Annotated in this window: 26 protein-coding genes; 10 read left to right on the top strand and 16 right to left on the bottom strand. The window is 37.7% G+C overall.

Annotated elements, in window-relative coordinates:
- Positions 1–103 precede the first annotated feature (103 nt).
- The 3 genes from ACLCDL_RS09415 to ACLCDL_RS09405 all read right to left on the bottom strand — a co-directional run bounded on the left by ACLCDL_RS09415 (position 104) and on the right by ACLCDL_RS09405 (position 2,278).
- A complete protein-coding gene (locus ACLCDL_RS09415) occupies positions 104–610 on the bottom strand; it encodes a DinB family protein (protein ID WP_423148036.1) in 507 nt (168 codons plus the stop codon).
- A gap of 174 nt (positions 611–784) precedes the next feature.
- Entirely contained in the window at positions 785–1,645 is an 861-nt protein-coding gene (locus ACLCDL_RS09410; protein WP_423148035.1) for a YitT family protein, read from the bottom strand.
- Positions 1,646–1,669: 24 nt separating this feature from the next.
- A complete protein-coding gene (locus tag ACLCDL_RS09405; RefSeq protein ID WP_423148034.1) occupies positions 1,670–2,278 on the bottom strand; it encodes a trimeric intracellular cation channel family protein in 609 nt (202 codons plus the stop codon).
- Between the two features lie 88 nt (positions 2,279–2,366).
- On the opposite strand from ACLCDL_RS09405, the gene ACLCDL_RS09400 reads away from it, so the two are divergent.
- On the top strand, positions 2,367–2,822 hold the full coding sequence (locus tag ACLCDL_RS09400) for a hypothetical protein (protein WP_423148033.1): 456 nt from the start codon (positions 2,367–2,369) through the stop codon (positions 2,820–2,822).
- Between the two features lie 5 nt (positions 2,823–2,827).
- Here the strand turns inward: ACLCDL_RS09400 and ACLCDL_RS09395 are convergent, their stop codons facing one another.
- The 6 genes from ACLCDL_RS09395 to ACLCDL_RS09370 form a co-directional block, all read right to left on the bottom strand.
- Positions 2,828–3,679 carry a phytanoyl-CoA dioxygenase family protein gene (locus ACLCDL_RS09395; RefSeq protein WP_423148032.1) on the bottom strand — a complete coding sequence of 284 codons (852 nt, stop codon included), beginning with the start codon at positions 3,677–3,679 and terminating at the stop codon, positions 2,828–2,830.
- An 82-nt stretch (positions 3,680–3,761) separates the two neighbouring features.
- Positions 3,762–4,037, bottom strand: coding sequence for a hypothetical protein (locus ACLCDL_RS09390; RefSeq protein ID WP_423148031.1), 276 nt, complete (start codon positions 4,035–4,037; stop codon positions 3,762–3,764).
- A gap of 320 nt (positions 4,038–4,357) precedes the next feature.
- Positions 4,358–5,827 (bottom strand): IMP dehydrogenase, encoded by a 1,470-nt coding sequence (gene guaB, locus ACLCDL_RS09385; RefSeq protein WP_423148030.1) that lies wholly within the window; start codon positions 5,825–5,827, stop codon positions 4,358–4,360.
- 108 nt (positions 5,828–5,935) lie between these two features.
- A complete protein-coding gene (locus ACLCDL_RS09380; protein ID WP_423148029.1) occupies positions 5,936–6,289 on the bottom strand; it encodes a GNAT family N-acetyltransferase in 354 nt (117 codons plus the stop codon).
- A gap of 55 nt (positions 6,290–6,344) precedes the next feature.
- A complete protein-coding gene (locus ACLCDL_RS09375; RefSeq protein ID WP_423148028.1) occupies positions 6,345–7,622 on the bottom strand; it encodes a M16 family metallopeptidase in 1,278 nt (425 codons plus the stop codon).
- Positions 7,623–7,635: 13 nt separating this feature from the next.
- Complete coding sequence (locus ACLCDL_RS09370; protein ID WP_423148027.1) at positions 7,636–8,877, bottom strand: M16 family metallopeptidase; 1,242 nt, start codon at positions 8,875–8,877, stop codon at positions 7,636–7,638.
- A gap of 156 nt (positions 8,878–9,033) precedes the next feature.
- Between ACLCDL_RS09370 and mqnC the strand changes: the two genes are divergently transcribed.
- The 4 genes from mqnC to ACLCDL_RS09350 all read left to right on the top strand — a co-directional run bounded on the left by mqnC (position 9,034) and on the right by ACLCDL_RS09350 (position 12,248).
- Positions 9,034–10,158 (top strand): cyclic dehypoxanthinyl futalosine synthase, encoded by a 1,125-nt coding sequence (gene mqnC / locus ACLCDL_RS09365; protein ID WP_423148026.1) that lies wholly within the window; start codon positions 9,034–9,036, stop codon positions 10,156–10,158.
- An 8-nt stretch (positions 10,159–10,166) separates the two neighbouring features.
- Positions 10,167–10,730 (top strand): SMC-Scp complex subunit ScpB, encoded by a 564-nt coding sequence (gene scpB / locus ACLCDL_RS09360; protein ID WP_423148025.1) that lies wholly within the window; start codon positions 10,167–10,169, stop codon positions 10,728–10,730.
- 126 nt (positions 10,731–10,856) lie between these two features.
- The gene (locus tag ACLCDL_RS09355; RefSeq protein WP_423148024.1) at positions 10,857–11,057 is read left to right on the top strand and encodes a hypothetical protein; all 201 of its coding nucleotides are present in this window, start codon (positions 10,857–10,859) and stop codon (positions 11,055–11,057) included.
- Positions 11,058–11,129: 72 nt separating this feature from the next.
- Positions 11,130–12,248 carry a GNAT family N-acetyltransferase gene (locus ACLCDL_RS09350; protein WP_423148023.1) on the top strand — a complete coding sequence of 373 codons (1,119 nt, stop codon included), beginning with the start codon at positions 11,130–11,132 and terminating at the stop codon, positions 12,246–12,248.
- Positions 12,249–12,284: 36 nt separating this feature from the next.
- Here ACLCDL_RS09350 and ACLCDL_RS09345 read toward each other — a convergent pair whose 3' ends face one another.
- The 7 genes from ACLCDL_RS09345 to mce form a co-directional block, all read right to left on the bottom strand.
- On the bottom strand, positions 12,285–12,626 hold the full coding sequence (locus tag ACLCDL_RS09345) for a helix-turn-helix domain-containing protein (RefSeq protein ID WP_423148022.1): 342 nt from the start codon (positions 12,624–12,626) through the stop codon (positions 12,285–12,287).
- Positions 12,627–12,649: 23 nt separating this feature from the next.
- Positions 12,650–14,011: a UDP-N-acetylmuramate--L-alanine ligase gene (locus ACLCDL_RS09340; protein WP_423148021.1), complete on the bottom strand. Its 1,362-nt coding sequence runs from the start codon at positions 14,009–14,011 to the stop codon at positions 12,650–12,652.
- Between the two features lie 48 nt (positions 14,012–14,059).
- Positions 14,060–14,899, bottom strand: coding sequence for a 50S ribosomal protein L11 methyltransferase (gene prmA, locus ACLCDL_RS09335; RefSeq protein WP_423148020.1), 840 nt, complete (start codon positions 14,897–14,899; stop codon positions 14,060–14,062).
- A complete protein-coding gene (gene tpiA, locus ACLCDL_RS09330; protein ID WP_423148019.1) occupies positions 14,900–15,667 on the bottom strand; it encodes a triose-phosphate isomerase in 768 nt (255 codons plus the stop codon).
- A gap of 11 nt (positions 15,668–15,678) precedes the next feature.
- Positions 15,679–16,866, bottom strand: a complete 1,188-nt coding sequence (locus ACLCDL_RS09325; protein ID WP_423148018.1) for a GlmU family protein — start codon at positions 16,864–16,866, stop codon at positions 15,679–15,681.
- A gap of 62 nt (positions 16,867–16,928) precedes the next feature.
- Positions 16,929–17,177: a type B 50S ribosomal protein L31 gene (locus ACLCDL_RS09320; RefSeq protein ID WP_374163495.1), complete on the bottom strand. Its 249-nt coding sequence runs from the start codon at positions 17,175–17,177 to the stop codon at positions 16,929–16,931.
- A gap of 79 nt (positions 17,178–17,256) precedes the next feature.
- A complete protein-coding gene (mce, locus tag ACLCDL_RS09315; protein ID WP_423148017.1) occupies positions 17,257–17,664 on the bottom strand; it encodes a methylmalonyl-CoA epimerase in 408 nt (135 codons plus the stop codon).
- A 104-nt stretch (positions 17,665–17,768) separates the two neighbouring features.
- Between mce and ACLCDL_RS09310 the strand changes: the two genes are divergently transcribed.
- From ACLCDL_RS09310 to lysS, 5 genes are all read left to right on the top strand, one after another.
- Entirely contained in the window at positions 17,769–18,980 is a 1,212-nt protein-coding gene (locus ACLCDL_RS09310; protein WP_423148016.1) for an IscS subfamily cysteine desulfurase, read from the top strand.
- A gap of 69 nt (positions 18,981–19,049) precedes the next feature.
- Positions 19,050–19,463, top strand: a complete 414-nt coding sequence (gene iscU / locus ACLCDL_RS09305) for a Fe-S cluster assembly scaffold IscU (RefSeq protein WP_423148015.1) — start codon at positions 19,050–19,052, stop codon at positions 19,461–19,463.
- Between the two features lie 72 nt (positions 19,464–19,535).
- Complete coding sequence (locus tag ACLCDL_RS09300; RefSeq protein ID WP_423148014.1) at positions 19,536–19,862, top strand: HesB/IscA family protein; 327 nt, start codon at positions 19,536–19,538, stop codon at positions 19,860–19,862.
- 103 nt (positions 19,863–19,965) lie between these two features.
- Complete coding sequence (locus tag ACLCDL_RS09295) at positions 19,966–21,879, top strand: AMP-dependent synthetase/ligase (protein WP_423148013.1); 1,914 nt, start codon at positions 19,966–19,968, stop codon at positions 21,877–21,879.
- A gap of 108 nt (positions 21,880–21,987) precedes the next feature.
- The gene (gene lysS / locus ACLCDL_RS09290) at positions 21,988–23,709 is read left to right on the top strand and encodes a lysine--tRNA ligase (RefSeq protein WP_423148012.1); all 1,722 of its coding nucleotides are present in this window, start codon (positions 21,988–21,990) and stop codon (positions 23,707–23,709) included.
- Positions 23,710–23,711 lie beyond the last annotated feature (2 nt).

Here is a 23,711-nt window from a genome sequence, read left to right as displayed (position 1 = left end):
AAAAATATTATACTCCCGCCCCGAGTACAAAAGCTGATCTAAAATGGTCAGCTTTTTTTATTTGGTGACACTAATTAGTGGGAATTTTAATTCTGCAGATCATTTAACTACGCACAACGGATTCTTCAAAAGTTGGCCCGTAAAGGCCTGGTACTTTATTGCCGGTGGCACGCAGATAGACGATCATTTCGCCGCGATGGTGATAAATATGATTGAAAAGAAAACTACGAACCACAACACTCCTTGGCATCGGACCAAGCACGACATGATCTCCGACTTTCATTGTCCACAGAGCCTCTAAACTTTCTTCTGTTATTGATTCCAATGCTTCCCGGGCTCTTTCAACGTTTTTCTCGAAAAGGTCAAGAGTAGCTTTAATATCTCCCGGTTCACCGCGTTCAAGATGATCGGCAGCCATATCGTATGTATCTTTGGTAAGTGTTCCTACATACCAGTAATATATGGTAGCAATGTGTTGAGCGAGCTCACCCATCGTCCATGAAACTGGCGAGGGTTTATAATCCAAATCTTTTTTAGGTACAGCCTGCAGCAATTTTCTCGTGTTGTTAACTTCGTGTTCAAATTCAGTTTTTAAAGATTGCAGTATCATAACACTTTATTTTTCAAATACTAACATTATACTATTTGGAAAGTTTATCTTCTTAATCCGGGAGGTAAGGTATTGAATTCGATATTGATCCTGCTACCTTATTAAAACATCATACACCACGAATACTATTTATTTTAGTGTTTAGAGAGGGTTTATTTTGATGTTCCAATTTTATTAATGCAGCGCTTTCTTTTTAAGCAATCCACCGGTTGTGTCATCTACACTGTGCTGTACAATAAAAGCTGCGGGGTCAATATTTAGTACTTCTTTTTTTATTGCCGGAATTTCAAGTCGGGTTGCTACTGTGAAGATGATATCCCTCGGATCATTTTTTCTACCATTTTTACCGAATCCGCTTTTACCCTGATAGATAGTTACTCCACGTCCTAATTTTTCGGTAATTACTACTCGTATCTGTTCACTTTTTGTTGAAACAATGGTTACTCCGGTATTCTGCTCAATTCCGTTCAGAATAAAATCCAGCATTTTAGATGCTGCGATATAGGTGAGGATGGAATATAACGCAGATTCTATTCCGAGAAAAAATGCCGCCGCAGAAAAGATAACAACGTTTAAAATTAAAATTATATCACTTACTTTTAAGACATGCGCTTTCCGGCTTAATAGCACAGCCGCTATTTCCGTTCCATCCAGAACTGCTCCTCCCCGCATAGCCAAGCCAATTCCAACCCCGATAAAAACACCTCCAAATATCGCAGTGAGTAATTTATCAGGCGTAACGTCGGGAAAATGTACAAATGCCAGACAAAGGGATAAACCTGCTATTGCTGCAGCACTTTTAAAGGCAAAAGAAATTCCCATTTGCCGGTAACCCAGCAATAAAAAAGGAACATTGATAATAAATATCAACACTGCAATCGGAACATTAATAATATCTGCAAGAAGCATAGAAATTCCGGTAACTCCTCCATCTATAAAACGGCTCGAAAGTAAAAATCCTTTTAATCCCATAGCCGCAGAAAATATACCTAATATCACAAGTGTAAAATCTCTTAAAGTTTCTTTTATCCTCATTCTTACTTATTATCAGTTCAAAATTTACGCATAAAACTTCGGCATACTTAAATTATACCGCACAGCAACAATCCTTATTCCGAAAACTATCAGTATAGCAATTATCTTCGATAAGTCTTTATCCACAAATGGAATAAGAGTAAAGTAAATGATTCCGCCTACAATACAAGCGGTTGCATAAATCTCTTTTCTAAATATAATTGGGATATTATTTAATAGAATATCACGAAGAACACCTCCAAAGCTTCCGGTAATGGTTCCTAATATAATACAAATTCCAGGATCAAGCCCTGCATTTATTCCTTTTTGAATTCCTGTAATGGTAAACAGCCCTAATCCCAGGGCATCAAAAACAAAAAGGGTAATCTTTAAACTTTTTATATAATGTTTAAAGAAAAGGGTAACAATCACTGTAACCAGAATAATCAAAGGAGTATTAATTTCCTTCATCCAGGTTACAGGCGTTTGTCCTATCAGTACGTCCCGAATAGTACCGCCACCGGTTGAGGTTACAAAACCGATAATCAGTACTCCGAAAGCATCAAAACGTTTCTGCATTGCGGAGAATGCACCTGAAATAGTAAAAACAACAATACCTGCAATTTCCAGAAAATAGGCAAAGCTGACATCCATTTTTAAATGTAAATTTTTATATTGAGATTTATTTATCGGAAACCGTCAATTACAAATCTCTTATAATAAACCAAACTGCCCTTCATTTATGAAAAATAAAATCTTATTACTCTTATTGTTATTGCCTGTTTTATTTTCCGGATGCAGTAAAGACGAAGATGCTGGCCCTGCAAAAGGAACTATCAGTATATCTACTTTTATAAAAGATGATTCGGGGAATTCGCTGCCTGTAAATTGTGATTTTTTCCTTTTAAAAGAAGATCAGCGGGAAGATCTGGAAGACGGATTAACGCTGGAAGAATTCGGTCCGAAACATTCTCTTTCTGAATTTACTACTTTAGACAAACCTGCAATTACGAAAGAAGTTGAAGCAGGAACGTATATTTTAGCTGTTCAAATACGCTCGGGTACGGATGAAAGCAATAACGGTCGATACAGCTATAAAGATATTATTGTTGCGGGAGGCCAGAGTTTAAGTACAGTAATGGTATTTAAGTCTCAAGGAGTTATGTACGATTATGAAGACTGGAGCGAAATTAAATAAGCATATTATTTTGCTTTTACCTCATTTTCCCAGCCGGTTTCTTTCAGGGCAGGATCGTTTTCTTTTTTAAGGAAATCTGCCTTGGATAAAGATTCCGCTTCCCATTCTAATACTGCATTATCCGGAACAATCTGAACAGGCGTTTTCCAGGAAGTGGAGGTTTCATTATAAGCTAAATTTGATTGTAAACTATAACAGGAAATAACAGACCATCTTGGATAGTCGGACAGATTTGCTTCTGAACGATGAAGAATATTGCTATGAAAAAACAACGCGTCGCCCGGTTCCAACTCAACAAAAACAAGTTCCATTGTTTTTAAGGCATTGTTTACCATCTCCATATCAGCCCCCACCTGCTCGCCGGCAAATCCGTGATTAACCCTGCCCATTTTATGCGAACCTTTTATAACCTGTAAGCAACCATTCTCTTTTGTTGCCGGAGTTAATGCAATCATAACACTGATCAGTTGGTCGGGAAACATAAACTGGTTTTTATACCAGTATCCATAATCCTGGTGCCACTCCCATGCGCCACCAACGTGGGGTTCCTTCTGCATCAGCTTAGAATGAAAATGGCAAACCGGAGCTCCCTCTCCAAGCAATTGCTTTACCGAATTTACCATCTTTTGCGACCGCGTTAAATACCCGAACACATCATTACCTGGTGTAAACCATAGGGAAAGCTTTGTTTTCTTCCCAGACTGATCATTCAAATCCAGTGCATTATTTTGCATTGCATTATCGTCAAGCGCCGTTTTATAAAGCTTTTCAACTTCTGCCTTGCTGCAAAACTGTTTTACGATAAAATATCCGTTTTTATGATACAGATCAACTTGCGATTGTGTTAATGTTAACATACTTCAATATTAAAATGATGATCAGTAAGATAACCAATCATATTTCAATTTAAATTTTCTGCGGGATATAAAGAAGGAGAAATTACAACTCCGGATCTTTTACCTCAAAAGCCTGTGCTTCTGTAATATCGTTTCTCTTTATTAGCTGAACGTAACTGTTTAGCTCGTACAATGTTTTACACGAAGGACACTTTAAAAAGTAAATATTATTCCCTTCTAAATGACTTACATGGCCGCAGTCACAATGTATATCTATTATCAGGTCGCTTCCCTGTAACTGAATTACACCATGAGGATCGGTAGCTACATTGTAATTTATAAGTGGATTTATCAGAGATTTTAGTTCGGTTGCTTTCATAAATAAAGTACAAGTTGCACTATTAAAAGTTTCAGCACAAGATCACTGAACACTAAAAAGCCAGAACCCCTTGAGTGTTTCAAGGGGTTCTGAAGATTAAAACAAATTTCCGCATTTATTTTATTACAAAGCGTGTGCCAGCAATTAAAAAGCTCTAACAATTAGAATAAAAAGGGGAGAAATCCGCACTATTGTACTTCAAAATACACATGTTGTATAATAAAACGGAATACATTTTAGGACAATATATGCACTAATAAAAACAAAAGCTTGTAAAGGATTAACTTCACAAGCTTTTAACAATTTTTATTTTAAAAGAATTAGCGGGTATAATTAGGTGCTTCTTTCGTTATGGTAATATCATGTGGATGACTTTCACGCATACCGGCCGCAGTTATTCGTACAAAACGTGCTTTTTGCAAATCCTCAATAGTAGCAGCACCGCAATAATGCATTCCTGCACGTAAACCTCCCACATATTGAAAGATAACTTCAGCCAATGTTCCCTTATAAGGAACTCGTCCTACTATTCCTTCCGGTACCAGCTTGGTAACTATGTCAGTTTCGTCCTGAAAGTATCGGTCTTTAGAGCCCTTAGACATGGCTTCAACCGATCCCATTCCTCTGTATGATTTAAACTTCCGGCCTTCATATATAATAGTTTCGCCCGGCGATTCTTCAACACCGGCGAACAGTGATCCGGCCATAACAGAACTTGCTCCGGCAGCAATTGCTTTTACAATATCTCCGGTTTGTTTAATACCGCCATCAGCTATTACCGGCACATTTCTTCCCTTCAGTGCTTTTGCACATTCGTAAACAGCGTATAGTTGTGGAACTCCAACACCGGCAATAATCCGTGTTGTACAGATTGACCCCGGACCTATTCCAACTTTTACAGCATCAGCACCGGCATCTGCAAGTGCAAGCGCCGCTTCTGCAGTTGCTATATTTCCGGCTATTACCTGCAAGTCCGGATAAACGCTTTTGATGTTTTTTACCATGTCGATTACCCCTTTTGAATGGCCGTGAGCTGTATCAACAGTAACAACATCTACACCTGCAGCAACTAAAGCCGCTACCCTGTCCATGTTATCAGAAGCAACTCCAACAGCTGCACCAACACGTAAACGGCCGTGTTCATCTTTACAAGCCTTTGGATAATTTTTAAACTTCTGAATATCCTTAAAAGTGATTAAGCCTATCAGTTTTCCGTCCGAATCTACAACCGGAAGTTTTTCAATTTTATAATCCTGCAATATTACTTCTGCCTGCAACAAGTCTGTTCCCTGAGGCGCCGTTACCAGGTTATCTTTTGTCATTACTTCTCTTACAGGACGTTTCATATCTTTTTGAAAACGCAGATCCCTGTTAGTAATAATTCCAACGAGCTTGTTCTCAGAATTTATAACCGGAATACCTCCTATACTGTATTCCTGCATGATATTAAAAGCATCCTGAACAGAAGCAGTTTCGTTTAGAGTAACAGGATCCTGAATCATTCCGCTTTCTGAACGCTTCACTTTTCTCACTTCTTCAGCCTGCTTTTGTACGGTCATATTCTTATGAAGAATACCAATTCCACCGGCCTGGGCAATTGCAATTGCCAGTTCAGCTTCGGTTACTGTATCCATAGCAGCCGAAACGATGGGAACATTCAGTCTAATTTTTTTTGTAAGATAAGATCGGGTATCTACATCACGAGGTAAAACTTCAGAGTAATTTGGTATTAAGAGTACATCGTCGTATGTAAGACCTTCAGCGACGAATTTTTCGGGATCAAGTTGCATGGCAAATAATTTATTTGGAACTATTATTTGCCGGGCAAAGATAAGAATTAAATGTCAGATGAAAAATTAAAATACTTTCTTGACATTCATTCAATATCACTATTCAACTTATAATACTTCTATCCGGTAAACAAAAAATTTGTCGTCAGGTTCCTGTTTTTTAAACCCTGTAGCTTCATAAAGCCGCTGTGCGGAAAAATTATCTGTTGCAGTTTCAAGCTGAACAAATTTTGCTCCTTTGCTTTTAGCAAATTCTACAGAAGCTTTGATTAACATGGCTCCAACACCCCGTTTCCTAAACTCTGGCTCTACAAACAGATCATTCAGAATCCAGTTTTTTTCAGCACGGGCAGAAGAATACTTAGGGTACAGCTGCGCAAATCCAACAGGAACAGTATCAAAGGCAACAAAAATAACAGATTCTTCTTTCCTTAGTCGCTCTTCAATGAAACGCTCTGCCAATTCAATATCTGAGGACTTTTATAAAAAAATCTGTACTTATTAAATAAAACAACTACTACGGTTTTCCTACAATTACCTTTTCCATCTTTTCATAATCCAGGTATTGTGCAGCCATTTCCTGTACCCGATTTGAAGTAATATTTTTCACGGTTTCTATATAATAATCGTAGTAATCATATCCCAATCCCAGAAAATGAATATTTTTAAATTTATCTGCATGCGAAAACGAATTTTCCAGGCTGCCGAGCAAAGAACCAAGCATATAATTTTTAACTAAGTCCAGTTCCTCTTCTGATACCGGCTCTGTTTTCAATAAGGCTATTTCTTTTTCTATTTCCTGTATTGCGGGCTGGGTAACCTCCGCTCCTACTTCTGTTGCTATAAAGAAATATCCGGCATTTTGAAGTGATATAACTACCGAACCAATACCGTACGTAAAACCTTTATCTTCACGAATGTTTGCCATTAGCCGGGAGCCAAAATAACCGCCTAAAACAGTATTAAGAACTTGTAAAGCCGGAAAATCAGGGTGTGCCCTGTTAATAGAAACATGGCCTATTCTGATAGCTGACTGAAGAGAATCCTTTCTTTCTGTATAATGTTGTCTTCCTGATCCTGCATGAAACTGAAACTGATTTTCCTTTACCTGTTTTTTAGCAACCCAATTTTTGCCAAACAACTCATTTAAAATACTTAAAGTATTTCCCGCTACTTTACCAGAAACTATAATGGTACAGTTTGCAGGTGTATACGCATCCTCATGGTAAGCGATCAGATCTGTCCGTTGTAATGCTTCATAGTCGTTTTCTTCAATAATATATCCGTAAATAGAATCATTAAAAAGAGCATTATTGAATATCCTGCGTGCTATAAAGTCATTTTTCTCAAGATTAACACTCAGCTTTTGCTTCTGATTTTGTATAAATGTATTTAATTCATCCTGCGGAAAAACTGAATTTTTAATAATTTCAGAAACAACGGACAAAGTAGTTTTAAGATGTTTATTTAAGGTATAAAGTGTAACGCTGGAATAATCGTAATTATAATCGGTTTGAAGAAATGCACCATAATAGTCAATACGCTCAGCAATTTGTGCCGAATTTAAATTTGGAGTACCCTCCACAAGCATGGAATTACCGGCAAAAGCAAGTAAAGGCTTTACCGGTGTCCACCCGATATTATTAAAAAGAAATTCAATTCGTATTATATCCTGTTCTCCGCCATTTATTGTATAAACTTTTAGACCGTTATCTAATACATCTTCTTTAGCCTGTATTAAATCTATCTGGTTTACCTGTTTAAACGCAGGAGCCTGTGCTCTGTTAAGAATCATTGCTTTTGTAATGTTATTGTTGATTGGCCAGATAGTACAACACCGTTGCGTTCTCTTTCCGGAAAATATTTTTCGCTCTTTCCCGCAGTGAAACAGCATCAACTCCTTGGTATTTTTCTACTTCGTGGTTAAGCATATCCGCATTGCCAAGTAATTCGAAATAAGCCAGATTCATCGCCTTATCCAATAAGCTCAATTCGGAAAAAACCATCGTTGATTCTACCTTATTCTTCACTTTTGTCAACTCATCTTCAGATACCTCAACAGTTTTCAGCTGTTCCAGTTCTTTCCATACGGCTGCTTCTGCCTGCTCTAACGATGTTCCAACAACCGGTTTCCCTTCAATAATAAATAACCCAGGATCAATGCTGCTGGTTATATAGGCATTTATTTCAGCAAATACTTTTTGTTCTTTAACAAGGTTTACAAAAAGTCGCGATGAATTTCCTCTGGAAAGAATATCTGAAATCAAATCACTTTCATAAAAGCCCTGTTCCAGCCTGCCGGGCATATGAAAGGCCATATACAGTGCATCAAGCGGCACATCGGCCTGCACGGTTTCCCGGGTTTCTTTTTCCTGTGCTGGCTCTGCTGGTAAATTTCGTAACGGTTTTACACCTGATGGGATGTTACCAAACCATTTTTCTGCAAGTTCTTTTACTTCTTCCGTTTTTACTGAACCCGCAACAACCATGACCGCATTGGAAGGATTATAAAATTTAGAAAAAAAGTCTTTTACATCACTTAATGAAGCTTGCTCAATATGCGCCAGTTCTTTACCAATGGTTGCCCATCTGTAGGGATGGTTTTTATATGCCAACGGACGAAGTTTCAGCCATACGTCGCCATACGGTTGATTCAGGTAACGCTGTTTGAATTCTTCGCTTACTACATTGATTTGAACTTCCAGGCTTTTTTCTGAGAAGGCAAGACTTAACATGCGGTCACTTTCTAACCAGAAAGCAGTTTCGAGATTTACCGAAGGAAGCTGAATATAATAATTCGTAATATCATTACTTGTAAAGGCGTTATTCTCTCCCCCAACCCGTTGTAAAGGCTCATCATAAGATGGAATATTTACCGATCCTCCGAACATTAAATGTTCAAACAAATGAGCAAATCCTGTTTTATCCGGATTTTCATCACGTGCTCCAACATCATACAAAATATTTACTACCGCCATCGGTGTAGTTGTATCTTCATGCACCAGTACACGCAATCCGTTATCTAACTTAAATTGGTTGTATGAAACCATTTATCTTATAATTATTAATGGAATTTTAACAAAGGTATAATTTTAGAGCGAAGCTTCAGGGTAAAGTTAAATCTGCCATCCTTTGTTCTGTATATCAATTGTCAATAAGGTTAAATTCTCATTAAAACAACAATTACTGTCCTTATCTTTGTGGCAATGAACATTCAGGATCTGTTAGCCCGTGCCCTTCGGTTTGAGTTTCTCTCAAAAGAGGAAGGCGTTTTTTTATATACTAATGCAGGAACTGCCGAATTAATGTATGTTGCAAATGAACTTCGCAAACAGCAGGTACCGCATGGTAAAGTTACCTGGCAGATTGACCGGAATGTTAACACTACTAATGTTTGCATAGCCAATTGCAAGTTTTGTAACTTTTTTAGAAGGCCCGGTCATGCTGATAGCTATATAACTGATATAGAAACCTATAAAAAGAAAATTGAAGAAACCTTCAGGTACGGAGGCGATCAGTTACTTTTACAGGGCGGGCATCACCCCCAACTGGGCTTATCATTTTATACAAACCTGTTTAAGCAACTAAAAGAACTCTATCCGGAATTGAAGCTGCATTCGTTGGGCCCGCCAGAAATTGCCCACATCGCAAAACTGGATGGACTGAGTCATCGGGAAGTTTTAACCGCTTTAAAAGAAGCAGGACTTGATTCGTTACCCGGAGCTGGAGCAGAAATCTTGAATGACCGTGTCAGGAGATTGATTTCTAAAGGAAAATGCGGCGGACAGGAATGGCTTGATGTAATGCGGGCAGCACATAAACTCAATCTTCCAACTTCAGCTACCATGATGTTCGGCCATGTAGAAACGCTGGAAGAGCGTTTTGAACATTTAGTATGGATAAGAGAAGTACAATCAGAAAAGCCTGAAGGTTCCTATGGCTTCACTGCCTTTATTCCGTGGCCTTTTCAGGACGATGGAACGCTGCTGCGTAAAGTTCGCGGTATTACAAACCAGGTAACTGCCGATGAATATATCCGCATGATTGCCTTAAGCAGAATTATGCTGCCAAATATTAAAAACATACAGGCTTCCTGGTTAACTGTTGGAAAGCAGGTAGCCCAAGTGTGCTTATATGGTGGGGCCAACGATTTTGGATCTATTATGCTGGAAGAAAACGTAGTATCAGCAGCAGGAGCTCCACACCGGTTCACCTCAAAAGGAATTCAGGATGCTATTGAAGAGGCAGGATTTATTCCACAACTGAGAAACCAGAAATATGAATTTCGCGATTTGCCGGTTCAACTAGAACAACAAGTAATAAATTATTAGTTTCATTAATGACAAAAGAAACGCTCGCTCTCCATATAGAAGCATTAATATTTTCATCCGAAAGCAGTATTTCAGCAAAAGAGATTCAGCAGGTTTGCCAGCAGGCTTTGGAAACAGCAGTATCTGAAGATGAGATTTATTCATACATAAAAAATATAGGTAATAAATATTCAGGCAATTTTGCTATCGGCCTGGTAGAAATTAACGGAGGATTTCAATTCTTAACAAAAAAAGAATTTCATGGAATAATAAACCAGCTGCAGATACAGCGCTCAAAGAAAAAACTAAGCCAGGCGGCGCTCGAAACGCTTGCTATCATTGCTTACCGTCAGCCTATTACTAAACTTGAGATTGAGCAGATAAGAGGCGTAAACTGCGATTACACTATTCAGAAATTACTGGAAAAAGAACTTATTACCATTAGCGGCAAATCAGAAACCGTTGGAAAACCTCTACTGTACAGCACCAGCACTTTATTTATGGATTATTTTGGAATAAACGATAAAGCTGAACTGCCGAAACTAAACGATGTTTCTACGAGTGAAAACGAAATTGGTGAAAAAGCCGATTGATTATTTCTATTTTTGGCTAACTTGTTTTTTCTATTTTTGACAAATAAAAATCAACGTTTTAAATTAATTTAAAAATCCTAATTTTATACTAAACGATTTAAATTAACACCACAATTTACTATTGAAATGAAAACGCCGAAGAAAACTGAAAGCAAGACCAGCAAGAATGGTGCAATAGGTGGAGCTAAAAAATTAATTTCAAAAGCAGATAGTCCTAAACCAAAAAGCAGATTTCTGGATGAGGAGGATGATGATCTGGATGAACCGCTTGATGATCTTGGTGGTTTCGACAACTTATCTGATTTTGACGACGACGAAGATTATTAATTGAATATTTAACATATTTTCAAGCATTCAGTACTCCTGAATGCTTTTTTATTTTCATCGCAAACCCTGTAAATGGTAATACAAGAAGTTAATACAAAAAAAACAAGAAAAGAATTTCTTGATGTAGCAAGAATAATTTATAAAAACGATCCTGTTTGGGTTTGCCCTCTTGATACGGATATTGAAAGTGTTTTCGATCCTTCAAAAAACAACTTTCATACGCATGGCACTGCAACAAGATGGATATTAAAAGATAACCGGGGAAACTTAATTGGAAGAATTGCCGCTTTTATTAACGAAAAAAAGGCATACACTTATCCTCAGCCTACAGGCGGTATTGGTTTTTTCGAATGTATTGATGATTATACTGCAGCATCTTTACTTTTTGATACGGCAAAGCAGTGGCTTCAGGAACGCGGAATGCAGGCAATGGATGGCCCCATAAATTTCGGAGAAAACGACAGTTTTTGGGGCTTACTTGTTGAAGGGTTCACTCACCCTTCGTTCGGAATGAATTACAATCCCCCTTACTATAAAAAGTTTTTTGAGAAGTATGGATTTGAAGTTCTATATAACCAGATAACTAATCACCTGGATGTTAGAAAGCCCTTTCCCGAACGTTTTACAAAAATTGCAGAATGGGTTTCTAAAAAACCAGGATATAGTTTTGAGCATTTGTCGGTAAAAAATTTCGATAAGTTTGCCCATGATTTTATGGAAATTTATAATGACGCCTGGAACGATTTTGAAAACTTTGTTCCTATTAATAAATCTACCATCCTGGAAAGTTTTAATAAGATGAAACCAATACTGGATGAAAAACTGATTTGGTTTTCTTACGTAAATAACGAACCAGCTTCATTTGTTCTCATTCTTCCGGATGCAAATCAGATAATAAAACCACTCAAGGGAAAACTTGGAATAATTGAAAAACTGAAATTTTTATATTACCGCTGGAAAGGCGTAAACAGGATGCGTGCGATAGTGATGGGTACAAAAAAAGCATATCAAAAGCATGGCCTGGAATCCGCCATGTTTATCAAGCTAAAAGAATACGTACTTCCAAATACAGATTACGAAGAGCTTGAGCTTTCATGGGTAGGAGATTTTAATGATAAAATGCTCGCTATTCACGAAGCCACCGGGGCGACTCTTGGTAAAAAACATGTTACAATGAGGAAACTTTTTTAACAAAAAGGCCCGGTTAAATTAACAGGGCCTTTTTCATTAAACTAAGATCTTTGAACGTCTAAGTTCCTCATACAACTCAATTACCTTTTTTTGGAGCTCAATTACCTCTACTTCTCGTTGCTGTAACTTTTTGGTAACAGTTTCCAATTCTGAAACATATTTTTCCTGCTGTTCAGAATCATTAAAAGTTAACAGTTGTACAACGCTCATTTCGAACAATTTAGCAATTTGTTCAAGCCGAGAAAGGTTAATATCAGTAATTCCTGTTTCTATTTTAGAAAATGCAGGAATAGAAATATCCAATCTTTTTGCTACATCTTCCTGGCTCCATCCCTTCTGATGTCTTAGTAGCCTAATTTTTTTCCCTAACGTTTTCATGTGCTTTAAATTAAATTTATGTCTTATTTTATAACGTTCTGTGCAATTTGGTTAAGATTTAACCCTCCGAAATTACCGGAACTCATTAATAGCAAATTTTTACCCTTATAATTAATATAACTCAAAAACCTTTCCAATATTTCGGGATTATTGAAAAATTTTAACTTTTTGTTACCAAAAGCAGCTTTTACTGTTTCCTCATCATATTCTTCCATCCTTTTCTGCTCAAATGTTCTTTTATCAATAAAAACTATCGCCTCATCCGCCAGATCCATACATCCTTCATATTCTTTCAGAAAATCCCTGTTCAAACTGCTGAACGTATGCAGTTCCATAACTGCGATTAATTCTCTATACGGAAATTGTTGTTTAGCTGCTACAATAGTAGCTTTTAATTTGGATGGAGAGTGAGCAAAATCTTTGAAAACCGCTGTTTCATCATTATGGGCCAGCAATTCTAATCGCCGTGCCGCCCCTTTAAATGAGCTGATCGCCTGATAAAATTCTGCAGATTCAACTCCGAGCAACTCACAAACCTGTCGAGCACCCTCCATATTCTGCAAATTGTGCGGGCCAAAAACTTTCAGGGAAATTTTATTTCCATCCGGAAGAATCAGTTTTGTAATTCCGTTTTCTATACTATGTTCAGGAGTATGATAAGGATTTTTTATCAGGCTTCCATCAAAATTTTCGACAATTTGCTTTACTTCCTCATCTTCCCGGTTGTAAACAATATTGCCTCCGGGTATTAAAGTGTACAGAAAAGCCTGAAATTGTTCTTTATAAGTGTCAAACGTTGGAAAAACATTGATATGATCCCAGGCAATTCCGCTTATCAATCCAATATTTCCCTTGTAAAGGTGAAATTTAGGCCGACGATCAATGGGAGAAGAAAGATACTCGTCTCCTTCAATTATTATAACCGGTGCTTCTTCAGTTAATTTCACCATGGTATCAAAGCCCTCTAATTGCGCTCCTACCATATAGTCAAATTCTTTACCTGCCTGTTTTAATACATGAAGAATCATAGAAGTAATGGTTGTTTTGCCATGACTTCCGCCAATTACAACACGTACTTTTCCTTTAGATTGCTCGTATATATACTCGGGATAGGAATAAATTTTAACACCTAATTCCTGAGCCTTTAACAATTCCGGGTTATCAGGACGGGCGTGCATACCTAATATTACCGCATCCAAATCTTCTGTAATATTTTTGGGATTCCATCCAAATTCAGCGGGAAGCAATCCGGCCATTTCTAAACGTGATAGAGAAGGCTCGAAAATAGCATCGTCTGAACCGGTGATGTGATATCCTTTTTTCTTTAAAGCAATAGCAAGATTATGCATGGCGCTTCCGCCAATTGCAATAAAATGTAGATGCATTAATAGGCTTTTATTTGGTAGTTAACAAATATAAACAAAATGTGGTTTTTATTTTCTTTTTATAAATTTAGCAGCAATCCATTCGCCGGATTTTTTCTTTGAATTAAATTCCAGCTTATTTTGCCTTGCTTTTTCAATCAGAAGCGGGAGATCTGCTTCATAAAAACCACTTGTAAATAAGATTCCATTATTTTGAAGTACTTCCGAGTAGGTTTCAAACTGATCTAAAAGTATGTTCCGGTTAATATTTGCCAGTACAACATCAAAAATCTGCGCAGGTACCACTTCCTTTGATCCACAGATCACATTGATCCGGCTCGCATTATTTAATACGGCATTTTCCTGGGTACTTGCCGTACAAACAGGATCATAGTCGATTGCAACCACTTCTTCAGCTTTAATCTTATCGGCCAGAATAGCCAGGATACCGGTTCCGCATCCCATATCGAGAACCGCTTTGTTTTCAAAATTTTCCTCCAGCATAAACTGAAGCATCATGGCAGTGGTTTGGTGATGCCCTGTTCCAAAAGCCATTTTGGGATCTATCACTATTTCAAAGGGAAATTCAGGTCGGGGCTCGTGAAAAGTTGCTCTGATATAACAGGTATCTGATATAGTAATAGGAGAAAAATTACTCTCCCATACCTGATTCCAATTCTGCTGCTCAATACATTTTATATCATACTGAAAATCAAAAGCTGTTTTTAAATCAGCAACCAATTGCTCAAATAAATCTTTTTTAAATTCATTTTCAGCCACATAAGCTTTAAAGCCGGATTCTGATTCTTCAAAAGAATCAAATCCGGCTCCAGCTAATGCATCTATTAAAATATCCTTCTGGTATTCTTCTGCCGAAGAAAGTATGAAACTATATTCCAGGTATATCATTTACTTGTTGAACGTTTTTGCAATATCAACAAAATCGCGTGATTTTAAAGAAGCTCCACCTATTAAACCACCATCAATATCATTTTGCGCAAACAGTTCAGCAGCATTTTTCGGATTACAGCTGCCGCCATATAAAATAGTAGTATTTTCTGCTATAGCAGCGCCATACTTAGATTCGATTTCTTTCCTTATAAAAGCATGTACTTCCTGTGCTTGTTCCGGAGATGCTGTTAAACCGGTGCCGATTGCCCAAACAGGTTCATAAGCCAGTACAATTTTGGAAAAATCATCGCTGGATAAATCGAAAATTCCCTGCTTTAATTGCTGGCTGATAACTTCAAAATATCTCTCCTGATTTCTTTCTTCAAGTGTTTCTCCAATACAGAAAATTGGTATCAGGTTATTTTTCAGCGCTGCTTTTACTTTTTCAGCAAGCAAAGAATCTGTTTCACCGAAGTACTGACGACGTTCTGAGTGGCCAAGAATTACATAGTCTGCTCCTACAGATTTGATCATACCAGCTGAAATTTCACCTGTATATGCACCTGATTCTGCCTGATGACAATTTTGAGCTCCAACTGAAACTTTTGAATGTCCTTTAGCCAGCTGTACTAAACTGTTTAAATGAATAAACGGCGAACAAACTACAACTCCCTGCTCTCCTGTTATCTCATCATTTACCATATTTAAAACTTCAGAAAATAAACTCAATCCAGAATTATAATCCAGATTCATTTTCCAGTTGCCGGCAACTATTTTTTTTCTCATACTATTATTTGTTAAAATCTTCTGTAACTCTCCGTTAATTCAAAAACTTTTGTAAGTATACGTTTTTCTGTTTCATCAAAAGGTCTGTTTCTGCGTTCGTATACTTTTTCTGTAGTTTCAAACATTTTTTTTAAGCTGTAGACGTCAAATCCATGAGCTCCTCCCCAGGCAAAATCGGGAATAAAATTTCGCGGAAAACCAGCTCCGAAAACATTAGCGCTTACTCCAACTACTGTCCCGGTATTAAACATGGTATTTATCCCGCATTTAGCATGATCTCCCATAATTAAACCACAAAACTGCAGTCCGGTGGGCCGGAAACTTTGTTTCATGTAGTCCCACAGGCGTACTTCCGCATAATTATTTTTAAGATTCGAATTATTGCTGTCTGCACCGATATTACACCATTCTCCTAAAACTGCATTACCTAAATATCCATCATGTCCTTTTGATGAGTTTGCAAAAATTACAGCGTTGTTAATTTCTCCTCCAACCCGGCAATTCGGCCCTATAGTGGTCATACCGTATATTTTTGCCCCCATTTTCACCTGCGAATTATTGCAAAGCGCAAAAGATCCGCGAATGGCACATCCTTCCCACACCTGCGAGTTCTTTCCGATGTATACCGGACCCTGGCGGGTGTTGAAAGTAGAACATTCCGCTTCGACACCCTCCTCCGCGAAAAAATTATCTCCTAAAATAGTATTTGTACTGCTGATTGTATTAGAAGTACGATTTTTTGTAATAAGACGGAAATCTTTCCGAAGTTCAGAATCGTTTCTGCTGAAAATATTTTCAGGATATAGAATACGTGAAATATCAGCAGCATAATTGACGGAAGGTAAGGATGAGAAGTTAGCAACGTCAAACTCTTTTGCATCCCTTTCATTTACTTTGCAGGCAATAAGAATTGAATCTTTAACCAAAACTTCATTCAGCCGAAGTTTATCGATAGCTTCCAGCAAACTCTCGTCTGGGCAAACCGAACCATTTATAAAGGTATTTTCAGAAGAAGCAATAAAAGGATACTTTTCCTGTAAATAATCGACAGTTTTATAAGAAACATCCTCTGATTTAAGATATTTCTTCCATTTTTCAGATATTGTTAAAATTCCAATCCGAATTTCCGCTACAGGGCGGGTAAAAGTTAAAGGTAGTAGTGTGTTTCTGGCGAAATCGTCAAAAAGAATTATCGTCATGCGTCAAAAATAAAAAAAGTCCCGGTGAAAACCGGGACTTTACTATTTTGTTTTGAATAACCTTATTTTTTAGCGTAACGGTTACGGAATTTATCGATACGTCCAGCAGTATCAACTAATTTCATTTTACCAGTATAGAACGGATGAGATGTATGTGAAATTTCCAGTTTAACTAAAGGATATTCATTTCCATCTTCCCATTTAATTGTTTCTTTAGTATCTATACATGACTTAGTTATAAAAGAGTAGTCGTTAGACATATCTTTAAAAACTACTAATCTATAATTTTTTGGATGCAAATCAGCCTTCATTATTTCAAACTTTTGAGGGTGCAAATATAAGAACATCCTGCAATTATAAAAAGGGAATTTTATTTTTTTTCAAGTATGCTTAAAGCTTTTGCTCCTGGCACAACTCTATCAGCACACCGCAACTATCTTTTGGATGGATAAAACATACCAGTTTATTATCGGCTCCTTTTTTAGGTTTTTCAGATAGTAAGGTAAATCCCTCCTGTTTTAGGCGCAGCATTTCGGCTTCTATATCTGCTACATCAAAAGCAATATGGTGCAGTCCCTCTCCTCTTTTTTCTATGAAGGAAGCAATAGAACTTTCTTCTGACATCGCTTCCAGCAATTCAACTTTATTTTCGCCGGCACGAAAAAACGTGGTCATTACCTGCTCCGATTCTACAGCTTCCTGTTTATAGCTTTCTACCCCAAGAAGTTTTTCATATACTTTTGCGGCCAGCGCTAAATCTTTCACTGCAATTCCTATATGTTCTATTTTATGAATCATTATGGCACGAATATGACCTTTATATATATACCGATAAATAAACTCGATAACTACTGAAAAACTTTTTTGTTACCTTTGTATATTAATTTATTTTCAACTAAGATATGAATCTTCCAATATATTTAGATAATAATGCTACTACTCCGCTTGACCCGCGGGTGCTTGATGCTATGCTTCCTTATTTCACCCAAAAATTCGGAAATGCTGCAAGCCGGAATCACCCTTTTGGCTGGGTAGCAGAAGAAGCTGTTGATTATGCCCGGGAACAGGTTGCAAAACTGATCGGAGCGAATGAAAAAGAAATTATTTTCACTTCAGGCGCAACAGAATCTGATAACCTTGCCATTAAAGGAGTGTACGAAATGTACCAGGAAAAAGGCAATCATATTATTACCTGTGTAACCGAACATAAAGCGGTATTGGATCCTTGTAAACATCTTGAAAAATTAGGAGCAAAAGTTACTTACCTTCCGGTGAAGGCTGATGGATTAATTGATCTGCAGCAATTGGAAGAGGCAATAACCGATAAAACCATATTGGTAGCAATAATGTACGGCAATAACGAAATCGGCGTTGTACAGCCCGTACGTGAAATTTCTGCTATAGCACATAAACACGGAGCTTTATTTTTTACTGACGCTACTCAGGCTGTAGGCAAAATTCCGGTAAATGTAATTACGGATGGAATTGACCTGATGGCTTTCAGTGCCCATAAAATGTACGGACCAAAAGGAGTTGGTGCATTATATGTTCGCCGCAAAAACCCGAGGGTAAAAGTTACAGCGCAGATGGATGGCGGCGGCCACGAAAGAGGAATGCGTTCCGGCACTTTGAATGTTCCAGGGATTGTGGGTCTGGGAAAAGCTTGCGAGCTTTGCCGGTTGGAAATGGAAGATGAAGCCAAACGCTTATCCGCTCTTCGTGATAAATTACAAAATGCACTGTTAGAACTTGAAGAAAGCTATGTAAACGGAAATATCGACAATCGTTTACCACATGTGGCAAATATTTCTTTCAAATACGTTGAAGGTGAAGGATTAATGATGGCAATGAAAGACATGGCGGTTTCTTCGGGATCTGCATGCACCTCAGCTTCATTAGAACCTTCTTATGTTCTTAAAAGTCTTGGGCTTTCTGACGACCTCGCCCACTCTTCAATCCGCTACGGGTTAGGAAGATTTACAACTGAAGAAGAAGTTGATTTTGCAATAGAACAAACCAAAAAAGCAGTAAATCATCTGCGTGACCTTTCTCCGCTCTGGGAGATGTTCAAAGAAGGCATAGACTTAAATTCTATTGAGTGGGCTGAGCATTAATTGCTTGTTCTGGCAAGAAAAAAATGGTTCAAAATTTGTATTAAAATATAGTTCTCAAAAAATAAAAATATGGCATATTCAGATAAAGTAATTGATCATTATACCAATCCCCGCAACGTAGGTACTTTGGATAAATCCAAATCATCTGTTGGCACCGGCTTAGTAGGTGCACCCGAATGCGGAGACGTAATGCGCCTACAAATTGAAGTGGATGCAAACAATGTAATTACAGATGCAAAGTTTAAAACGTTTGGCTGCGGTTCGGCTATCGCGTCTTCCTCTCTTGCTACGGAATGGCTTAAAGGAAAGTCGATTGATGATGCCATAAAAATTGATAACATGGATATTGTTGAAGAACTGGCACTTCCTCCAGTTAAAATTCACTGTTCAGTTTTAGCAGAAGATGCTATCAAGGCAGCGATTAACGATTATCGTGTTAAAAATGGCTTAGAGCCAATTGAAACAGAAAAAACACATCATTAACAAGATGTGAGATTGATAGATGTGAGATTTCAGAATCTCATATATCATATCTCATATCTCAAATCTTAAACAATGGTAACGATTACAGATAAGGCAAAAGAAAAGATAGAAGATTTGATACGGGAAACAGGATTAGATAATTCCTACTTTCTTCGTGTTTCGGTTAAAGGCGGCGGATGCTCAGGCTTATCGTATAACCTTGATTTTGATAATGAAGAGAAGACCGGAGATCAGTTCTTTGAAGACAAAGGAATAAAACTGGCTCTTGACATGAAATCTTTTCTATATCTGGCAGGAACCGAACTTGACTTTTCTGACGGGTTAAACGGGAAAGGCTTCAACTTTCATAATCCTAATGCAACGCGAACATGCGGTTGCGGAGAGAGCTTTTCTGTTTAAAAATCTTTACAAGATGATATAAAAGGGCATAATTTATGCCCTTTTCTTTTTTGCAAGGATTCTGTATACTTGTTTAAACAAGAAATAATAATTTAAAACCCGCATGACTTCGATTAAAGAGCCAGCTACAATTCCACAGTTATTACGCCGAGTAGTTGAGGAGATACATAATGAGAATCACACCTTTATGCGGGAAAAAGTGGGTGATAACTGGGAAGATATCAGCTATAAACAAACCTTGGATAATGCCGATGCCATCGCTTCTTATTTTATTGAAACAGGCATTCAAAAAGGTGATCGGCTGGCTTTGCTGATTGAAAATTCTCCTGAATACATTTATTACGATCAGGCTCTTCAGCAAATAGGCGCTGTCAACGTATCCATCTATCCCACGCTTTCAGAAGTTGAAATTCAGCATATATTAAACGATTCGGGCTCCAGGATGATATTGGTGGGAAATACTTTTTTATTAAAAAGGATTTTAAAAATAGCGGATAGCTGTCCGGCGTTAACCACCATTATTCCAGCTTTTGAAGGCTATGCAAGAATTATTGAAAATGCACAGATAACAGCTCGTATTATAGATTTCAAAGAACTGATACATATAGGAAAATTCAAACTGGAAGTTAATAAGCAGGAAATTGAAAAGAAGCGTTCGGAAGTTTTACCAACCGATTTAGCCTCCCTCATTTACACTTCAGGAACTACAGGAACACCCAAAGGTGTTATGCTTACGCATTATAATTTCATTGAAAACGTAAAAGTTTCTCTTCAGCAAATTCCGGTAATTGTTAAATCGGATATTTTTCTTTCATTTCTTCCTTTATCACATGTTTTTGAACGAACCGCTACCTACCATATATGTTCATATACAGGAGCCCAGATAGCCTTTGCGCAAAGCTTAGAACTTCTTGCCCGTAACATGCTTGAGATAAAACCCCATATTTTAATAGCTGTTCCTCGATTATTAGAAAGAATCAATGACAAGGCAGTCAAAAACGGAACTTCAGGAGGAGGAACTAAAGCAAAAATATTTTTATGGTCACTGGAAATCGGGAGAAAATTCCGAGAAACAAAAGAAGCTGGAAAAACGGCAGGACTAATACTTTCACTGCAGCATAAATTAGCTGATAAGCTGGTATTCAGTAAAATCCGCGAAAAAACGGGAGGTCGGTTAAAGCTGATCGTTTCCGGCGGCGGCGCTTTACCTAAAAGTGTTGGTGAGTTCTTTGGGGACATTGGCATAAAAGTTTTAGAGGGTTTTGGCTTAACGGAAACTTCTCCGGTTATGGCTGTTACAGAATTTGACCGGCAGGTTTATGGCACTGTCGGCAGAGTAATACCAGGTTTGGAAGTTGGCATTCAGGATGTAGAAACCAAAGAAATTTACACCATTCAAACCCATAACTCGTTTGATAAAAATTACGAGAGCAAAGAAGGTGAAATTATTGTTCGCGGGCATTGTGTAATGAAAGGATACTGGAATAAACCGGAAGAAACTGCTCAGGTAATAGATCCGGAAGGCTGGTTTCATACAGGAGACATCGGAAGGTTTTATAAAGGCTATCTTCAAATAACCGACCGCCTTAAAAACATGCTGGTTAATTCATTTGGAAAAAATGTTTATCCCACACCTATCGAAAATGCCTATTTGAAAAGTCAGAAAATTGAACAGATTTTTCTGATTGGTGATAAAAGGGAATATATAACTGCCATTATTGTTCCATCAAAAGAATCGCTGCAGGAAGAATTTGGACTAAAAGAAGATTTTTTTGCAAGAGAAAAGGCTTTTATTGAAAACAAAGACATCATTAACTGGATAGCAGAGGACGTTAAACTTTTGTCTGCTGACCTTGCAAAATTTGAGCGGATAAGACATTTTATAGTAAAACGAGTGCCCTTTTCTATAGAAAGCGGTGAAATGACTCCCACGCTAAAAATAAAACGAAAGGTAGTTGAAAAAAAATACGAAAACGTTATTGACGAGATGTACCGCAGAGAAATCGATTCAGAATAAAATCGATTGTTCTTTATTGTATCAAGCATCTGAAAAGATGCTTTTTTGTTTTTTAAACATCTCGTCGTCATCCGATAAAAAAAGTATTTTTGCAAAAATTTAAAACAGATGAGTATAGGTTTATCCGAACAGGAAATATTACGGCGGGAAGCCCTGCAGGAGCTACGCAAACTTGGAATTGACCCCTACCCTGCAGAAGCGTTCGACATTAATGTTAATGCAAAAGATATTAAGGAAAATTACGAGCGGGATAAAACCAACTATAAAAACATAAGCTTTGCGGGACGTATAATGAGTCGCCGCATCATGGGAAGTGCATCTTTTGTAGAATTACAGGATTCGACCGGAAGAATACAGGCATACATTAAACGGGATGACATCTGCCCGGGTGAAGATAAAACCTTATATAATACGGTATTCAAAAAGCTACTGGACATAGGTGATTTCATAGGAATAAGAGGTTATGTTTTTACCACCCAAACCGGAGAAATTTCTATACATGTTTCGGAACTAAAGGTTCTTTCAAAATCTCTAAAACCTCTTCCTATCGTAAAACGCGATGATGAAGGACATGTGTATGATGGATTTACAGATCCTGAACTTCGTTATCGTCAGCGTTACGTTGACCTGACTGTAAACCCGCACCTGAAACAAATTTTTATTAATCGTTCAAAAGTAATTAACACCATGCGTAATTACTTTACAGAACAGGGATGGATGGAAGTAGAAACTCCGATTTTACAGCCTATACACGGTGGAGCTGCTGCAAGACCTTTTAAAACCCACCACAACACACTCGATATGCCGCTATTTTTGAGGATAGCGAATGAGTTGTATCTGAAAAGGCTTATTGTTGCCGGTTTTGATGGTGTTTATGAATTTGGAAAAATGTTCCGAAATGAAGGAATGGACCGTACTCATAACCCGGAATTTACTTCTATGGAAATTTATGTGGCCTATAAAGATTATATCTGGATGATGGCAATGGTAGAAGAATGCCTGGAGAAAGTAGCTTTAGCAGTTAACGGAGACACAAAAGTTAAAGTTGGAGAACAGGAAATAGATTTTGCAGGCCCTTACGAGAAACTTTCCATGTACGATTCTATTAAGAAATATACGGGAATCGATGTTTCTGAAATGGACGAAAATGCATTAAGGCAGGTTTGTCGCGATCTGGCTATAGAAGTGGATGCATCAATGGGTAAAGGAAAATTAATAGATGAAATTTTCGGCGCAAAAGTTGAAGCTAATCTTATTCAGCCAACTTATATTACCGATTATCCTATTGAAATGACCCCTTTAGCTAAAAAGCACAGAAATAAAGAGGGTTTGGTAGAGCGTTTCGAGTTATTTGTTAACGGTAAAGAAATTGCTAACGCGTATTCAGAGTTAAATGATCCATTGGACCAGCGTGAACGCTTTGAAGATCAGTTATTGCTGGCGAACAGAGGCGATGAAGAAGCAATGGCTATGGATGAAGACTTTTTACGGGCTTTAGAATATGGAATGCCTCCCACATCCGGACTTGGAATTGGAATAGACCGACTGGTAATGCTGATGACCAATCAAAGCACTATTCAGGAAGTGCTGTTCTTCCCCCAAATGCGGCCCGAAAAGAAATTAAAAGTTGCTTCTGTAGATGACTTTGTTGCTGTTGGAGTTCCTGCCGAATGGGTTCCAGTTCTGCTTAAAATGGGTTTTAATACTATTGAAGACTTAAAGGCAGCAAATCCCAATAAGGTTTTTAACGACCTGGGAGGAATGCGTAAAAAACTGAAACTTGATATTACAATGCCTTCTAAAGAAGAAGTAATGAACTGGTTTGAATAGTA

Origin of the sequence: Rubrilithobacter danxiaensis (genome assembly GCF_047272945.1) — a bacterium.
Taxonomy (GTDB): domain Bacteria; phylum Bacteroidota; class Bacteroidia; order Sphingobacteriales; family Sphingobacteriaceae; genus Rubrolithibacter; species Rubrolithibacter danxiaensis.
This window is presented reverse-complemented; position numbering and strand designations above follow the sequence as displayed.

Bases quoted from the DNA above. Each gene is read 5' to 3' on its own strand.
- ACLCDL_RS09415 (WP_423148036.1), bottom strand. From the start codon at position 610: ATGATACTGCAATCTTTAAAAACTGAATTTGAACACGAAGTTAACAAC.
- ACLCDL_RS09410 (WP_423148035.1), bottom strand. From the start codon at position 1,645: ATGAGGATAAAAGAAACTTTAAGAGATTTTACACTTGTGATATTAGGT.
- ACLCDL_RS09405 (WP_423148034.1), bottom strand. From the start codon at position 2,278: ATGGATGTCAGCTTTGCCTATTTTCTGGAAATTGCAGGTATTGTTGTT.
- ACLCDL_RS09400 (WP_423148033.1), top strand. From the start codon at position 2,367: ATGAAAAATAAAATCTTATTACTCTTATTGTTATTGCCTGTTTTATTT.
- ACLCDL_RS09395 (WP_423148032.1), bottom strand. From the start codon at position 3,679: ATGTTAACATTAACACAATCGCAAGTTGATCTGTATCATAAAAACGGA.
- ACLCDL_RS09390 (WP_423148031.1), bottom strand. From the start codon at position 4,037: ATGAAAGCAACCGAACTAAAATCTCTGATAAATCCACTTATAAATTAC.
- guaB (WP_423148030.1), bottom strand. From the start codon at position 5,827: ATGCAACTTGATCCCGAAAAATTCGTCGCTGAAGGTCTTACATACGAC.
- ACLCDL_RS09375 (WP_423148028.1), bottom strand. From the start codon at position 7,622: ATGATTCTTAACAGAGCACAGGCTCCTGCGTTTAAACAGGTAAACCAG.
- ACLCDL_RS09370 (WP_423148027.1), bottom strand. From the start codon at position 8,877: ATGGTTTCATACAACCAATTTAAGTTAGATAACGGATTGCGTGTACTG.
- mqnC (WP_423148026.1), top strand. From the start codon at position 9,034: ATGAACATTCAGGATCTGTTAGCCCGTGCCCTTCGGTTTGAGTTTCTC.
- scpB (WP_423148025.1), top strand. From the start codon at position 10,167: ATGACAAAAGAAACGCTCGCTCTCCATATAGAAGCATTAATATTTTCA.
- ACLCDL_RS09355 (WP_423148024.1), top strand. From the start codon at position 10,857: ATGAAAACGCCGAAGAAAACTGAAAGCAAGACCAGCAAGAATGGTGCA.
- ACLCDL_RS09350 (WP_423148023.1), top strand. From the start codon at position 11,130: ATGGTAATACAAGAAGTTAATACAAAAAAAACAAGAAAAGAATTTCTT.
- ACLCDL_RS09345 (WP_423148022.1), bottom strand. From the start codon at position 12,626: ATGAAAACGTTAGGGAAAAAAATTAGGCTACTAAGACATCAGAAGGGA.
- ACLCDL_RS09340 (WP_423148021.1), bottom strand. From the start codon at position 14,011: ATGCATCTACATTTTATTGCAATTGGCGGAAGCGCCATGCATAATCTT.
- prmA (WP_423148020.1), bottom strand. From the start codon at position 14,899: ATGATATACCTGGAATATAGTTTCATACTTTCTTCGGCAGAAGAATAC.
- tpiA (WP_423148019.1), bottom strand. From the start codon at position 15,667: ATGAGAAAAAAAATAGTTGCCGGCAACTGGAAAATGAATCTGGATTAT.
- ACLCDL_RS09325 (WP_423148018.1), bottom strand. From the start codon at position 16,866: ATGACGATAATTCTTTTTGACGATTTCGCCAGAAACACACTACTACCT.
- ACLCDL_RS09320 (WP_374163495.1), bottom strand. From the start codon at position 17,177: ATGAAGGCTGATTTGCATCCAAAAAATTATAGATTAGTAGTTTTTAAA.
- mce (WP_423148017.1), bottom strand. From the start codon at position 17,664: ATGATTCATAAAATAGAACATATAGGAATTGCAGTGAAAGATTTAGCG.
- ACLCDL_RS09310 (WP_423148016.1), top strand. From the start codon at position 17,769: ATGAATCTTCCAATATATTTAGATAATAATGCTACTACTCCGCTTGAC.
- iscU (WP_423148015.1), top strand. From the start codon at position 19,050: ATGGCATATTCAGATAAAGTAATTGATCATTATACCAATCCCCGCAAC.
- ACLCDL_RS09300 (WP_423148014.1), top strand. From the start codon at position 19,536: ATGGTAACGATTACAGATAAGGCAAAAGAAAAGATAGAAGATTTGATA.
- ACLCDL_RS09295 (WP_423148013.1), top strand. From the start codon at position 19,966: ATGACTTCGATTAAAGAGCCAGCTACAATTCCACAGTTATTACGCCGA.
- lysS (WP_423148012.1), top strand. From the start codon at position 21,988: ATGAGTATAGGTTTATCCGAACAGGAAATATTACGGCGGGAAGCCCTG.